This is a genomic window from Streptomyces luteolus (assembly GCF_029968015.1).
GTDB lineage: Bacteria > Actinomycetota > Actinomycetes > Streptomycetales > Streptomycetaceae > Streptomyces > Streptomyces luteolus.
The window spans coordinates 93,823-108,627 of the sequence record NZ_JASCIS010000018.1 but is presented as its reverse complement, the minus strand read 5'-3'; the positions used below and the strand labels follow the sequence as shown (position 1 = coordinate 108,627).

Annotated in this window: 12 protein-coding genes and 1 pseudogene; 8 read left to right on the top strand and 5 right to left on the bottom strand. The window is 69.2% G+C overall.

Annotated features, from left to right (window positions below; translation table 11 throughout):
* Positions 1-98: 98 nt before the first annotated feature.
* Entirely contained in the window at positions 99-2,069 is a 1,971-nt protein-coding gene (locus tag QIT00_RS19335) for a Xaa-Pro dipeptidyl-peptidase (protein ID WP_282536553.1), read from the bottom strand.
* A gap of 244 nt (positions 2,070-2,313) precedes the next feature.
* Between QIT00_RS19335 and QIT00_RS19330 the strand changes: the two genes are divergently transcribed.
* The 4 genes from QIT00_RS19330 to QIT00_RS19315 all read left to right on the top strand — a co-directional run bounded on the left by QIT00_RS19330 (position 2,314) and on the right by QIT00_RS19315 (position 6,391).
* Entirely contained in the window at positions 2,314-3,834 is a 1,521-nt protein-coding gene (locus QIT00_RS19330; protein WP_282536552.1) for a M1 family metallopeptidase, read from the top strand.
* A 74-nt stretch (positions 3,835-3,908) separates the two neighbouring features.
* Positions 3,909-4,784, top strand: a complete 876-nt coding sequence (locus tag QIT00_RS19325; protein WP_282536551.1) for an oxygenase MpaB family protein — start codon at positions 3,909-3,911, stop codon at positions 4,782-4,784.
* Between the two features lie 504 nt (positions 4,785-5,288).
* Positions 5,289-5,735, top strand: a complete 447-nt coding sequence (locus tag QIT00_RS19320; RefSeq protein ID WP_282536550.1) for an SsgA family sporulation/cell division regulator — start codon at positions 5,289-5,291, stop codon at positions 5,733-5,735.
* Between the two features lie 206 nt (positions 5,736-5,941).
* Positions 5,942-6,391 carry a hypothetical protein gene (locus tag QIT00_RS19315; RefSeq protein ID WP_282536549.1) on the top strand — a complete coding sequence of 150 codons (450 nt, stop codon included), beginning with the start codon at positions 5,942-5,944 and terminating at the stop codon, positions 6,389-6,391.
* A gap of 38 nt (positions 6,392-6,429) precedes the next feature.
* Here QIT00_RS19315 and QIT00_RS19310 read toward each other — a convergent pair whose 3' ends face one another.
* Positions 6,430-7,008 (bottom strand): hypothetical protein, encoded by a 579-nt coding sequence (locus QIT00_RS19310; protein WP_282536548.1) that lies wholly within the window; start codon positions 7,006-7,008, stop codon positions 6,430-6,432.
* 454 nt (positions 7,009-7,462) lie between these two features.
* Between QIT00_RS19310 and QIT00_RS19305 the strand changes: the two genes are divergently transcribed.
* Complete coding sequence (locus tag QIT00_RS19305; protein WP_282536547.1) at positions 7,463-7,750, top strand: hypothetical protein; 288 nt, start codon at positions 7,463-7,465, stop codon at positions 7,748-7,750.
* A 528-nt stretch (positions 7,751-8,278) separates the two neighbouring features.
* Positions 8,279-9,055 (top strand): annotated as a pseudogene (locus QIT00_RS39150) (HalD/BesD family halogenase); the annotation flags it as partial.
* A 279-nt stretch (positions 9,056-9,334) separates the two neighbouring features.
* On the opposite strand, the gene QIT00_RS19295 reads toward QIT00_RS39150, so the two are convergent.
* From QIT00_RS19295 to QIT00_RS19285, 3 genes are all read right to left on the bottom strand, one after another.
* Positions 9,335-9,517 (bottom strand): lipocalin/fatty acid-binding family protein, encoded by a 183-nt coding sequence (locus QIT00_RS19295; RefSeq protein WP_282536545.1) that lies wholly within the window; start codon positions 9,515-9,517, stop codon positions 9,335-9,337.
* Between the two features lie 673 nt (positions 9,518-10,190).
* Positions 10,191-11,417 carry a M20 metallopeptidase family protein gene (locus QIT00_RS19290; RefSeq protein WP_282536544.1) on the bottom strand — a complete coding sequence of 409 codons (1,227 nt, stop codon included), beginning with the start codon at positions 11,415-11,417 and terminating at the stop codon, positions 10,191-10,193.
* Positions 11,414-12,400: an ATP-grasp domain-containing protein gene (locus tag QIT00_RS19285; protein ID WP_282536543.1), complete on the bottom strand. Its 987-nt coding sequence runs from the start codon at positions 12,398-12,400 to the stop codon at positions 11,414-11,416. The genes QIT00_RS19290 and QIT00_RS19285 overlap by 4 nt, the downstream gene beginning before the upstream one ends.
* Positions 12,401-13,321: 921 nt before the next feature.
* Here QIT00_RS19285 and QIT00_RS19280 point away from each other — a divergent pair.
* Positions 13,322-14,254, top strand: coding sequence for an esterase-like activity of phytase family protein (locus QIT00_RS19280; RefSeq protein ID WP_282536542.1), 933 nt, complete (start codon positions 13,322-13,324; stop codon positions 14,252-14,254).
* 272 nt (positions 14,255-14,526) lie between these two features.
* Positions 14,527-14,802: a hypothetical protein gene (locus tag QIT00_RS19275; protein ID WP_282536541.1), complete on the top strand. Its 276-nt coding sequence runs from the start codon at positions 14,527-14,529 to the stop codon at positions 14,800-14,802.
* The last annotated feature ends 3 nt before the right edge of the window (positions 14,803-14,805 follow it).

The following is a 14,805-nucleotide window of genomic DNA, read 5'->3' as shown; positions in this document are numbered from 1 at the left end:
GCGCGTTGGTGCGGGTGCGGGTGCGCGCGTCGGTGCGGGTGCGGGCGCTGGTGCGGGGTCTCAAGGGTGGTGCCTCCCTGCTGTGTTCGTACGGGGGTTCAGCCGGTGGACGGTCCGGGGACCCGGTCGGCGGCGGGATCGCGGTGCAGCCCTTCGTAGCGGCTCTCGCGCGGCGAGGGGTGGTCCGCCGCGCCGCGGGTCGCGGCCGCGAAGGCACGGGCGCCGCCGACCAGGGGCAGCCGCGCCTGGGTGCGCGCGAGGTCGAGGCTCAGCTTCGGGGTGGCGGCGGGCGGTTCGATGAGGCCGGCGTCGGTGCCCGCGACGATCAGGGCGAGGCGGTGGCCCTTCGGTACGACGTGGTCGCTCGCGGCGATGTCGATGCTGATGGTGTGCCGCTTGCCCGGGGTGAGCGGGCGGCCCCGCTCCGGGTCGGCGTACGTGCCGAGGTCGGCCCAGCCGCGGGCGAAGACGGTGAAGTCGACGTCGGCGGTGTCGGCCTCGGTCTCCTTGTAGCAGGGGCTGTCGCCGGGGCGTGCGGCACCCCAACAGGTGCGCTCGGCCAGGGTGTTGATGCCTTCGCCGACGGCGGTGTAGTCGGGGCCGAGGTCGACGAGGACGGCCGACAGGTGGGCGCTCGTCGCGTTCGGGGTGGCCGTGACGGTGATCCGCGAGGAGCCGGAGAGCCGCAGGTCCTTGGTGAGCGGTCCGGTGACGAAGGAGGCCTTGTCCGGTGTCGACTTGTCCACCTGCGCCGCCCAGTCCGCCTCGCCGCGCTTCGGGTCGTCCGTGAAGCTCTCCACGGCGCCGACCGGGGCACGCTTCGGACCGAGGGTGCCGACGCCGGGCTGCTCGCCCTTGCCGGGGTGCAGGCGCACGGTGCCGGTGGCGCGCGGCGGCCAGTGCCGGTCGGTCGTCCACCGGCCGGGGGCGCGCTCGATGTCGGCCATCGGCTCCTCATCGATGCCGTTGTCGTAGCCGAGGAGTTCATGGTCGAACCAGCGGTGCAGGGTGCGCACCCAGTCCTCCCGGCGGAAGTCGAAGGGGTCGACGTGGCCGGTCTGGCTCAGCCAGATCTTCCGCTCGACCCCGGCCTCGCCGAGGGCGTCCCACCACTGCCCGAAGTGCTTGGCGCGGACGTTCAGGTCCTGCATGCCGTGGACGAGGAAGACACTGGCCTTCACCCGGTCCGCGTCGGGGACGTGGTCCCGCTCCTGCCACAGGCCGGTCCAGTCGCCGCTGCGGGGCGCCCCGTCGATGAGCCGCTGCTGCACGGCACCGCAGCGGGCGCGGGCCGCCGGGCTCTCCACGTAGTCCGAGAGCCACTCGGGCCCGGAGTCGTAGAGGGGCGCGCCCTGCTGGAAGTAGTAGTCGTACCAGGAGGAGATCGCGCCGATCGGGACGATGGTCTCCAGGCCCTCGACCCCGGTGGCGGCGACGCCGTTGGCGACCGTGCCGTCGTAGCTCTTGCCGATCATGCCGGTGCGGCCGTTGGACCAGTCGGCCCGCGCGCGTTCCCCGCCGGTGCGGGTGGTGTAGCCCTTGGCGCGGCCGTTCAGCCAGTCGACGACGGCCTTGGCGGACTGCACGTCGGAGCGGCCGCCGACGTCCACGCAGCCGTCGGAGCGGCTGGTTCCGGCGAGGTCGACGGCGACGAAGGCGTAGCCGCGCGGCACGAAGTAGTTGTCGAGGTACAGCGGGAACCGGACGACGTTCCCGTGTTCGTCGTACGTCTTCTTCTGGCTCTCGTTGCCGCGCCCGCAGCACTGGTAGTACGGGCTGGCGTCCATGATCACGGGGATCTCGCGGCCCTGCCGCGCGGGTTCGCGGGGCCGGATGATGTCGGCCGCGACCCGGTCGGTCCTGCCGTCGCCGTCCCCGTCGATCCGGGTGTCGACCCAGACGGACTCGCGTACGGCGTTCTCGTACGAGTGGACGGGCTTGCTCTCCCGGGCGGCGTGGCTGTCGGCGTAGGCCGGGGAGAGCGGTGTGAGCAGCGTCGCGAGGAGTGCTCCCGCGAGCAGCAGCGCACGTATCAGGCGAAGATCCCGCACACGTATCGGCAGAGGCATGTGCGGGAACGTACCTGGGTCAACTCCCGTACAAAAGAGGTCAGTCGTGGTCTTCCTGGGGCTCGATGTCAGGAGTGCGGGACGAAGTGGCACATGTCGGCCGGATGGCAGTCATGTGACGGAAGAGGCCATGGACATGACCGGGGCGTACGGGGCTGAATAGGCTCCGGGAGACGCGGACGGTCGCACACCCATCCGGCCGCCGCGCTCAACCGACCACCCCCCACCATGACTTGGAGCTACCGTGCACCGCAGACTGATCGTCCCCGGCGCGTCCGTGGCCGCCCTGATGCTGGCGATCCCGGCGTCGGCCGCCGCCGGGGGTCCGGGGGCGTCCCCCGGAAAACACAGCGAGCCGGGCGCACCGGGCATCGGCGACCCCTACTACCCGGCGAGCGGCAACGGCGGCTACGACGTCGCGCACTACGACCTGCGGCTCAAGTACCAGCCGAAGTCGGACCTGTTGGAGGGCACGGCGACGATCCTCGCCACCACGAAGCAGGACCTGTCCCGGTTCAACCTGGACTTCGGCCTGGACGTCAGCGAGGTGCGGGTCAACGGCAAGAAGGCCCGCGTGACCTTCTCCGGCGACCAGGAGGTGGAGATCACCCCAGCCGCACCGCTGCCGAAGGGCAGTGAGATCACGGTCGTCGTGAAGTACGCGGGCAAGCCGTCCGACCTTGAGATCAACGGCTGGACGGCCTGGCACCGCACCCCCGACGGCGGCGTCGCCGCGCAGGAGCCGGACTCCGCCGTGTGGTGGTTCCCGTCCAACGACCACCCGCTGGACAAGGCCACGTACGACGTCTCGGTCCAGGTGCCGAACGGCACACAGGCGATCAGCAACGGCGTGCTGCGGTCCACCCGGCCCGTCGGCCTCGACTGGACGCGCTACAGCTGGCGTTCGGACAAGCCGCAGGCCTCGTACCTGGCGACGCTCGCGGTCGGCAAGTTCGACATCACGACGGACAAGACGGCGGGCGGACTGCCGGTCCTCAACGCGTACAGCAAGGACCTGGGCGAGCACGAGGGCGCGGCGAAGGCGAGCATCGAGCGGACCGGGGAAGTCGCGGAGTGGCTGGAGGAGGTCTTCGGCCCGTACCCGTTCAACGCGCTCGGCGGCTACGTCCCGAACGTGACGAGCGGCTACGCCCTGGAGACCCAGACCCGGCCGTTCTACAGCCCGAAGCAGTTCGCGTCCGGCTCCAACGTCTCCGTCGTCGTACACGAGTTGGCGCACCAGTGGTACGGCGACAGCGTCTCGGTCGACGGCTGGAAGGACATCTGGGTCAACGAGGGCTTCGCCCGCTACAGCCAGTGGCTCTGGTCGGAGAAGGAGGGCGAGGGCACGGCCCAGGAGCTCGCCGACTACGTGTACGCCTCGCACCCGGCCGACGACCCGTTCTGGACGGTGAAGCCGGGCGACCCGGGCCCGGAGAACCAGTTCGACATCGCGGTGTACGACCGCGGCGCGCTCGCCGTGCAGGCGCTGCGCAACGAGGTCGGCGGCAAGGCGTTCTTCGAGATCCTCAAGGGCTGGCCGACCGAGCACGCCTACGGCAACGCCAAGGTCTCCGACTTCGTGAAGTACGCGGAGAAGGTCTCCGGCAAGCCCCTCGCCGCGCTGTTCGACACCTGGCTGTACGAGCCGGGCAAGCCGTCCGCCCCGGCCGCGGCGGGGGCGGGCGTCTCGCGTGCCGCCGAGGCGGAGCAGCCGAAGTCCTGGAAGAAGATCGCCCGGACGAACACGGTCCACGAGCACTGAGGTGTCAACTCGCGCCAGGACGACGTACCTTCGGGTGCGCCGTCCTGGCGCATGTGCACGGGGAGGAACCGGCCATGGGGCGCTACAGCAGGCTGCGGGCGATCCGCGGCATGGACCCGCAGCGCGACTACGAGCGGATACACAAGCTCATCTCGCAGTACGAGTTCCCCTGGGACTACATGCAGGGCATCGGCCTCGCCTTCATCCGCGACTATGGCGTGCCCCGCATCTCCCGACTCCTCGACGCCACGGGCGAGTTCGAGCACGCGGGCCAGAAGCGGTACGACGACACGATCCTGTTCGCCCACGAGATGGCGCAGGACGGCTTCGACTCGGAGCGCGGCCGTGCCGCCGCCCGCCACCTCAACCGCGTCCACGACCGGTACAACATCCGCAACGAGGACTTCCTGTACGTCCTCGCCACCACGGTCGTCGGCCCGGCGCGCTGGATCGACCGCTTCGGCTGGCGCGGGCTGTGCGCGAACGAGACCGAGTCCCTGGCCCTGGTCGGCCACAAGATGGCGCAGTTGATGAACATCGAGGACGCCCCGTCGACGTACGCGGGCTTCGAGCGGCTCCTCGACGCGTACGAGCACCGGCACTTCGCGTACGCCCCCGCCAACCACCGTGTCGCCCGGGCCACGTTCCGCACGAGCGCGTCCTGGTACCCGCGGCCCCTGCGTCCGCTGGTCACCCGCTTCACGCTGGCCCTCCTTGACGAGCCGCTGCTGCGCGCCCTCGGCTATCCCCCGCAGCCGTGTGGGGTGCGTCGTCTCGCCGCGGGGGCGCTGCGCCTGCGGGCCCATGTCGTACGGCTGCTCCCGGCGCGGCCCGAGCGATGGCCCCGCCTGCCCAAGCCCCGCTCGTATCCCTTCGGTTACACGCTCGACGACCTCGGTCCGGGGTGGACCCATACGCGCCCGTTGCGACCGCTGCCGGACGAGAGTTGACCGGGGCTGAAGGATCAGCCCCTCCGGCGTTTGAGGAGCGGGGTCCGGGGGCCGGCCCCGAAGCGCCGCAGCCACGCGGCGCCAGCCGCATATACAGCACCGCCTCAGCCGACGCACAACTCCCCTCCAGCTCCGCGTACGCGGCCGCAAGCAGCTCCGCGCGCTCGCGCTGCGCCCCCGCACGGGCCGTGACGCTGGTACTCGTCGTATCCGGTGGCCAGCGGGGATATGTGTGATGGGCCGGCATGCGGGGTGACACGGATCCCTTGCGGCAGGGGGCGTTGGTGTGAACCGACGGCAGTGAGCAGGCCTCATGGCTGTGCCAACATCCGTGATCTTTTACCTCAGGTGCGACTCGTCCCGAACGTCATGTGAAGGAGTTGAGTCAACCGACTGCCCTTCCGGCATATGCCGAACATGAGCGCCGGCCAGAGCTAGGTTCGATGGCGTGGAACACCGATTCCATACAACGGAAACAGCTACCGGCGCGAAGGGCGGACCGAAGTGATCCCCAGTGAGTACCGAGGCAATGAGAAGCTCGATGCCGTCGCAAAGGGCGCCATCAGCCAAGGGGCCGAACTCGTGCCGTGTGACGTGCACTTACGCTTCAGCGCCAATAATCCGTACGTGGTCACCGTCAGCACATCAGCACCCGACACGGACAGCAGCAAGTGGCGCCTCTCGCGCGACCTACTGTCCGCCGGCCTGACCGGTGCGGCCGGAATCGGGGCAGTGGCAGTGGAGCCCGAAGCCTTCGACGGACTGGACTTACAGGTCCGGATCCGGGTCCGCGAGCTGGATGGCGAAACGTTGCTGCACGTTGATCACAGGGCTCTGCTCCAGTACCTCGAATACACCCATGCTCTGGTCCCGTTCGGCTCTGAGGCAATCCTGGGCGGGATCGACGATGCCCTCGACAACGCCCTCGACAGGATCCTCGACGAGGACTGACCGCCGTGACAGCCGAAGAGGCAAGGGCGATACGGCCCGGCTTGAGCCACACATGACCTCGCCGCGCCCGAACTCGGGGCGGCCCACCCGAAGTCGGGAGACTCAGGCCGTGCGCGGTCGCGATGCCCGGAGCGCGCTCAGGGCGAGCAGATGAGTCGAGGAAGGGTGAGGAAGAGTTACGAGTGGCACGGATACTGGAAGAGCGCGTGCACCAGTCGACCATGGACCACCGCCTGCTGGGCCTTGAAGATGTGCAGGCTGGTCGCGAGGCGCCGCCGCTGCCACAGGGAGGGGACGAGTGGTTCACCACCACCCCGGGAAAGGTCCTCTTCCAGTGCGAGGAGGAGGTCATCAGGCTGGAGTTGCGGCTGCAGGTCTGGGATGGCGAGGCTCCCCTCGACGGGGGCGCCTGGGACCGCGGTGGTGACTTCGTCCTGGATGCCCCGAGCGGTCACCTGGGGCAGAACCTGATCGCTGCGGGCGGCGCCGAGGCGATCGACCTCCCGTGGCCAGGCCGGTGGCGGGCGAGGGCCTCCTGGAAGCTGAGCGATGTGCCCTTCGCGTACGACGAAGAGGCCGACGACCTCGACGATGACGCGGTCAGTGAGCCGGAAGCGTGGCTTCTGGTGCAGTTCTGGCCGACCGCAGCCACCTGATGCGTAGCCCGAAGCCGTCGCCAGTGACTGATGGAGCTCTAGTAGTCGTCCCCCTCGCCATCGCCGTCGAACAGCGGAGACACGCCAGCCCCGCCGAGCGCGCCTTCGTTCTCGCCCATCGGTACCAGACCTGTCTCACCTGGCGCCCCGTCGCTCTCACTCATAGGCGCAGGGCCGCCCACGGGTGAACCGTTACCGGCTTCCATAGTGCCGACGTCCCACTCGCTGACGGGGGGTGACATCCCGGCGCCTGGGGCTCCGTCCCCGTCACCGGTCAGCGCCATGCTCCCGCCACCGGGCGAGCCGGATTCGTCACCCATGAGCGCGACGCCGCTGGTCGGCGAGCCGTGGTCATCACCCAGCGGAGCCAACCCGGCTCCAGGGGCGCCGTGCCCGTCACCCGACGGCGCGACGCCCGTGCCGTCGGCGGAGCCACCATCCACAGGCTTCAGTGCGGTTGAATAGCCGCCGCCGTAGTCATCCGCCACCGGAGCGAATGTCCCGCCGGGCGAGCCGTCGCCATCCCCGGCCACGGCCAAGCCAGTCCCCACCACGACTCCGCTCGCCGTCAGAAGGGCGACTATCGACGTACGCGCGAGCACCTTCTTGATCGCCATTTTTCCCCCTGCGTGTGTTGTTCGGGGCATCCTCACACCGCCGTGGGCAGAGCGCAGCGTTCTTCGGCAGGGACCGAAACATTCAGACATCGGGATTCTCATCCCGCTCCCAGAGTGCCGACCGGACGTGCTCGGGTAGTGCCCCGACTCGCCGGGGTTGAGCGTCAACACACGCCCTCAGCAAGCTCGTTGTAGCGACCGATCAGCGAGCGCTGGACGAGCGCCGCCGTCCTTGCGGACGGAAACGAACCGAAGAAGGCGTACCTGGGCCCGGGGAGCGGGTCCAACTTCTATGAGACGCGCGAGTGGTGGGCCTACCGAGGCCAGTTGAACAGGCCCATGGCCGCGAGGGCCCGTGCCGCGTGCTCGTGCGGGTAGCGGGGTGAGACGGAGTATCCGATCGACTGGGACCAGGTCGACTCCTTCGTGCCAGGACTTCCCCTCACCCGAGCCCTTGGCCGACTGGGAGAAGCACCTGAACGAGGTGGAGGCGCGAACTGTCCCACTGCCCGACGAGGTGACCACCCTGCTGGAGCAGATCGAGGGGCAGTTGGACCGTCTCGTGCAGGACTCCCCGGTTGCCGCCCTCAAGGCCGTGGCCGCACTGGAGCGGACGGCCAAGCGCTTCGGAAGCGGGGCCGCCGCCTACACGGACGCGGACGAGCTGTCGGACGAGACCCTCGCGACGGCTCTGGCCTGTCAGCAACAGACGCCCGAGCCCGGCTGCTTCGCTACCGACTGACCCGGTAGCCCGGCCCGTGACGTGGCGGGGCCAGCGGGGCCACCACGGCAGTCGGAATCCCGGCCGGGCAGAGTCGTGGTGCAGTCCGCGGGTGAGCCAGACGCGGGAGTTGCGCAGGGGCCTGCGGATCCGGTCCCACCAGAACAGCGCCAGCGGGCCGAGGGGCTTTCGGGTCCCCTGCCGAGGTCGAGTCGGAGCTGAAGGTCCGGTTGACCGATGGCATGCGTGCCGCCACCGGCATGGCGCTCGCCGATGCGGCATTTCACAGCACCCTCCCGTGCGGAACAACTCGCCTGCCGTTCACCAAGGCGCTGGTCACGGGCAAGCGGCCCGCGTGAGGCCGAAGTGCTTGATGCTCAAACCCGGTACCGGTGGCATCACCGACCGCGAGTCATCCCTCTGGTGACGCTGGACGCTGGTACCTGAGGGACCGCCTGGACGGGGCGCTCCGACTCGGAAGGGGGTTCCGACCCGGGGCGTGGCCTGGTACTCCACGCAGGTGATCAGTTCCGTTCGATTCCCGCACGCATGTCGAGTACTCGTTCGGCTGCCTCCACGGGGCTGGCGCAGGCGAACGCGCCCGGATGGCCTCCGGTCAGGGCAAACCGCGCCGGTTTCAGCCGAGTGGGGGGACAAGCGACGGTCCAGTGCCTCTTGTTCTGGTGGGTCGAGGGCGGCTCCAGGCCGGCCTGTACCCGAAGCTGGACAGCTGCTATCGGTCTCGTGAAGAACCCGGCCCCGGAACGGGAACGACTCTCGTATTCGGGCCGGAGACAGGAGGTCATCCTCATGTTCCTGTTCCCTTGCACGCCGACGTCGGTGGCGGAACAAGGGCGTCGGCGATTCCAGGCGGACGGGTATCTTCCCTTGCCGGGGCTGCTCACCCCGCGAGGGCTGGCCAGGCTGCTGGAAGAGGCAGCGCGGCTGGAGGCACTCGCACGTCGCCGTGACTTCGCCATGGAGTGCATGGACGGCTCACCCCGCCACATGACCACCCTCGGCGGCCACATGATCTCCAGAGATTCCGAAGCCATCCCTGCGGCTTACGCCGACCGCAGACTGCGTGCCTGGCTCAGGGCACTCACCGGAGATGAGGTGACCGACGTGGACGATCCAGTCGAGCGGCACGTACTGAACATTCTCCACCGCCAAGGCGACACCCACGGCGCCCACACAGACGACTACCCCTACGCCCTGGTCCTCTTCCTCGAAGCCCCCGAGACCCCCGCCGACGGCGGCCTCCTGGAGTACGCCGCGGGAGCTTCGTCGCTGGGCGACCTCGACACCCCCTCGGTCCGCACCGCCCACCATCGGCCCGGCGACGCGTATCTGCTGCGCAGCGACACCACCGCCCACCGCGTCAGCCGCTCACACGGCCCGGCGCACGCCGCACCGTCGTCCTGCGTGACTTCGCCGTGGCGCGCAAGTACGGCTCCCTGCGGCGCATTTCGACATGCAGATCACGTCATCGTCCAGGCTGCGTGGGGACGACCGGCTGGTCTGGAGAGGACTCGATGGAGGACGCGGGTCGCGGCGCAGGGGCAGTCGCCGGGTTGTGGCCGGTCAGGTGCCGCCGCACGGCCGTTACGCGCGCTTGTAGGTGCGCTTGGCGCTGGTCCCGCCCCCCTCCAGCGTCATCTCCAGGCCCTCGGAAGTGAACTCCCAGGTGTGTTTGAGGGTCAGCCCGTCCTTGAGTCGCAGTACTTCGACGAGGGAGCTGTCCTCGCGCGTGATGACCGTGCGTGCGTCCCGTCCGTCGAATGTCATGCCGTCGAACTCCTCGCCCAGGACGAAGTCCTGCTGCCTGGTCTTCGGGCTGCTGATCGTCTTGATGCTCCCCTGCTCCCCTGCTCGCCGCTGAGCGTCACTACGATCTTGGGATTTTGCTGGCTGCCGATCTGCCGGTTGAGGAGGCTCACCCCGATCGCCTTCATGTACTCGTCGTAGTTGTGGCTGCTGGTCAGGCTGTATGTTCCGGAAATGCGATCCGTTTCTGGCATACGACCAGCCTGGAGCCCGCAAGATGGCGCCAAGGCCGGCGACTTACCGCGTGCCGGTGTGGGGACGACCCTGTCACCTGCTCCAACCGCAAGTGCAGCCGGGCGTGTTGGCCCACTCCCGTCCCGCCGCTGAACCGTTCAGCCTGCCGGAGCGTCTTGGACTCGCGGGCGCCGGTCGCCATCACTGGCAAGGAGTAACCCCCGCACCGCCAGCGCCGATTCGGCGACTGCGCAGGCAGGTTCCTGTATCTGTCGGGATGCTCAGTCCGTGGCCGTGTAACGCAGCCGTTCAACCTCTCCGTGCTGTCACACATCCTCGACCTCTCGCCCGTTGGCGATCACCTGCACCGCACCGGCGTTGCCCAGAACGTGAGCAGCAAACCCGAGCTTCACGGGCGGTGAATTGCAGGGCGAGGCTGGGCAACGTACAAGCGTGCCTCCTATCGGGCCAGGTGGCCGCAGGCCACACCGGCGTGCAGGGCGATACCGGTGGCCATGGCGTCCTCGTCGAAGATGACGCGGTTGGAGTGGCAGTCAGGCGTTTCCTCGGGACGCTTGTGCGGCTGGCGGGCGCCGAGGAAGGCCATCGCGCCGGGGACGCGTTCGAGGACGTACGAGAAGTCCTCCGCGCCCATGGAGGGCTCCGGCAGGAGGTGTACCCGGTCCGGGCCGAGTGCGGCCGCCGCGCAGACGGTGGCCGTGGCGGTGAACTGCTCATCGTTGACGACGGGCGGATAGTTTTCGGTCAACTCGACCTCGGCAGTGGCCCTGTGGGCCGCCGCCACATGCTGCGCGACCCGGGTGACGGCATCCCGCACGGCGACGCGAGTGGCGGCGGACAGGGTGCGGAAGGTGCCTTCGATCCGTGCGGTCTCGGGAATGATGTTGGTGGTCGTGCCTGCCTGAATGCGGGCGACGGTGAGCACGGCGGGATCGAAGACATGCACGGTCCGCGTGATCATCGTCTGCAGTGCCTGCACGATCTCGCAGGCGACGGGGATCGGGTCGAGCGCGAGGTGCGGGGCGGATGCGTGGCCCGCGGCGCCACGCACCGTGATGTGCAGCAGGTCGGCGGCGGCGAAGGTGGGGCCGGGCTTGAGGTGGACCGTGCCGGATGCGAAGCGTGTGGTGATGTGCAGGGCGAACGCGGCCGAGACCGGATCACCTCCGGGCGGTCCCAGCACCCCTTCCTCGATCATGTGCAGGGCGCCGCCGCCTGCTTCTTCGGCGGGCTCGAACATGAACACCACCCGTCCCGCCAGATGTTGCCTGCGCGCGACGAGGAGGCGGGCAGCGCCGATCAGCATGGCGGTGTGCGTGTCGTGACCGCAGGCGTGCATGGCACCGGGCACTTCGGAGGCGAACTCCAGTCCGGTGTCCTCCTGTTGGGGCAAGGCGTCCATGTCGGCGCGCAGCAGTAGAGTCGGTCCGGGTGCGGCGCCGTCGAGGACGGCCGTGACGGAGCTGAGCCGTCGCCCGTCCACGGGAGTCAGTCCGATGTCGGTCAGTGCCGAGCGGACGGTGTGCTGGGTGCGGGGCAGATGCAGGCCCAGCTCGGGTTGGCGGTGCAGCCGGCGCCGGATGGCGATGACGCCGGGGAGGATGCGCCGGGCGTCGGCCGCCAGATCGCGCAGCAGGTCTGTCGCCGTCCGCCCGATGACGGTCATCGCCCGGCCGCCGTGTCGGCCAGCAGCGCCCGCACGACGTCTCCTGTGACATCGGGCAGGCCCAGTGCGATGCGTTCGTCCAGGCCACCGGGGTTGACGACGTTGCATTCGAAGACGTACGGATACGCCATGTCGATCCCTGCGAAGCGGATGCCGTACTCACGCAGCCGGGCGCCGATACGTACGCACAGTTCGTGCTCGGCCTCGGTGAGAAGGGTGTCGGCGCAGCGGGCGCGGTGGGCGGTGTTGCCGCGGTGCTCGTCCGGCGCCAGGTGGTGCACCTGCTGGGCCACCGGGACGCCTGCCGCAATGATCACGCGTTTCTCCTCGGTGTGCGCTACGAACTCCTGCAAGGCGCAGTAGCGGCCCCGGAATCCGGCCAGGTTGCCCTTGGTGAGCAGTTCGGTCACCTCCGCGTTCCCGGTCATGGACTGCAGCAGGACCCGGTTGTTGGTGGAGCCCGGCTCAAGGACGTACACGTCGGCGCCCGCGTCGTCGTCCGTCGGCTTGACCAGCCAGGTAGCGCCGGGATCCTTGGCGTGTACGGCGGCCAGTTCGGCGTAGGAGTTCGCGATGACGGTGCGCGGCAGGTGCCGCTCGTCCACCACGACCGAAAGGTTGGTCTTGTTGCCCAGCATCAGGATGCCGGTGACGTCGTTGACGAACGGGACGCGCCTGCCCAGCCGCCACAGCAGCTGCCACGCTTCCGTCTGGACGCTGGGCTGCGGGTAGTTGAGGATCCAGACGGCGTCCATGTCTGCGAGGGTGCGCGCCCGCGGCCCGCCTGGCGCCGCCGCGTACGCCTTCACCTGGGTGTCCACGCGGCATGCGGCGGTCCGCACGTCGGGGCCGTGTCCCGTCAGATGATTGACCGAACCGACCCACACCTCGTGGCCGTCCGCGGTCAGGGCATTGGCGTACAGGGCGTGGCAGGTGTCGAGCTCGGTGAGCGTGCCGATCAGCAGGGCCACCCGCACGGGCATCTCCTCGAAGGTCGGTGGAGCAGTCGCTGGACGTACCGGGCAGCCGAACCCTGCCCACCACTCTCGCCCGCCATGCGACACGGGCCCAGCCGGACACGCCCCAGCTCCCGGCGGGGACGGCGCATCGCGCTCCGCCGTGCCCGCTGAGTGGTGCCCTTCCCGCCGCGCAGGCGCTGGCGATGAAGGGGCTGAGACTCTGGTCCGCCTCTGCCTTGATTGCTCGACCGAGCGAGGTGACTGCCCGCTCCGATGGAGTGAGGACGGATGGCGTGCCGTTGGCAGTTCGCCGGGATGCACGCCTTCGGGAGCGTTCCGTTCCGGGCCGCCTCGGCTCATGCCGGGACGGCCCTCATGGCCGCTGACCGACCGGCGCGGGTCCTTCCAGGCGGTGAGCACCGGCTCGCTCAGCGCCCATTGATCGTCCGTCAAGTCGTACTGTTACGGCTTGCGTTCACTCACCCCCACCGTTCCCAGCAGGCCACCAGCTCCGGACCGGCGCGTTCCGGCTTCGCCCACACCATCAGGCGATACCAGAACCGCTCAGAGACTCACGAACCGCCCAATCAGCGCGTCGCCTTCAGCCAAGGTCGGGGCGGTTTGGGGCTCAACGCCGCACCTGCACAGTGTCGTCCGCCGTAGTGATCACCCCACTCGGTGACTGCGCACGCGCCGCAACCAGGTCAAGATCAGCGCCATGCAAGCTCCTTGATTCGCCGCGCATGTGCCGCGGCCCTGGTCCTGGCAACGACGATGCCCTGCGGCAGCAGCCCCGCCGGACGCCAACAGCGCACCATCCGAGCGCATCGGGGCACAGGCCCGCCTGCTCGGCGAGAAGATCGTCCCCATAAGCTCCCGTTCCAGAACACCACCGTCGGCGGGCTGTCCGGCATCGACCGCGATCCGTGCACGGGCGAGTACGTCATGATCAGCGACGACCGCTCGCAGTTGCAGCCCGCCCGCTTCTACACCGCCAGGATCGGTGTGGACGGCGACGGGGTGCACTCCGTCGACTTCACCGGTACGCACCCGTTCCGGCAGCCGGACGGCTCGGTCTACCCGCCTGCGAGCGCCGGCGACGGCAAGGTGGTGGACCCGGAGGAGCTGCGGGTGGACCCGCGGGGCTGCCAGTACGTGTGGGCGCAGGAGGGCGACCGCCCGAAGTCGTCGAGTGACCCGGTGATCCAGCCGTCGATCCAGTTCGCCGGCCGCACCGGTGAGTACCGCGGTCAGCATCCCCTGCCGTCCAACTACCGGATCACCACGGGCGACTGGGGCATCCGGCGGAACCAGTCCGTGGAAGCGATCACGTTCGGCGCCTGGGGCGGCCTGCTCACCAGCGCGGTGGAAGGCCCTCTGATCCAGGACGGCCCCGTACCGGATCTGGAACGCGGCGCACTGATCCGCGTCACCCAGCAGAACCGGAGCGGTCAGATGTGGGGGCAGTTCGCCTACCCCCTGGAGAAGATCTTCGCTCCCTCCGACCCCACCAGCCCCTGGGGCCCGGACACCGGCGTGCCTGCGATCCTCGCCTTCCCCGACGACCCCGACCGCTACCTCGTACTCGAACGCACCTGGGTGGCGGGCTCGGGCTACAAGATCCGCCTCTACGACGCCACCACCCGCGGCGCCACCGACGTACGGAACATGGACTCCCTGAACGGACAGCAAGTCGTACCGATGCGCAAGGAACTGGTCGCGGACTTCGACGACTTGGGCCTGTCCACGATCGACAACACCGAGGGCATGACCTGGGGCCCGACACTGCCCAACGGCGAACAAACCTTGGTCCTGGTCAGCGACGACAACTTCGTTGAAGACGCGGTCACCCAGATCGTCGCACTCGGAATCCGCTGACAACCACCAACAGCAAGCCCCGCAACGGCAGCGCCAGCCACTTGGCGCGAACCAAGAGGAACGAGAGCTGCCTGGCAGCGTCGCCTTACGCCGGACCGTGCAAGGGGCCTGTGAACCGTCGCCGGGAACGCCTCAGTTCGGTCACCGCCGTTAGAGGAAGGAGCATGGCCCAGCCCGACCGTCCCTGCTGCGCGCGGACATGGAAGCCCTGCCCCAGCAGGACGACGTGGGTCTCAGGTTCGCCTCGGTCGCGTACCCGGCGGCCACGGCCCGTGACCTACGCCTACAACGAGACCGACGTCGCCGACGAGGTCGCACCCACCGACCGGGCCGGGCTGTTCCTCACCGTCACCGCGGCCGACCAGAGCGCCGCGGGCAGCCTGCACCTCCAGCACCGTGACGGCGTCACCTTCGACGGCGCCGAGCACACCGCCGACTTCCGGGTAGTGCCCTACCACGGCACCACCTTCCCGGAAGGTGACGTACAGGCCATGGCCTTCTTCGGCCCTCAGGACAAGGACGAGGCCACACTCAAACTGACCCGTTGATCC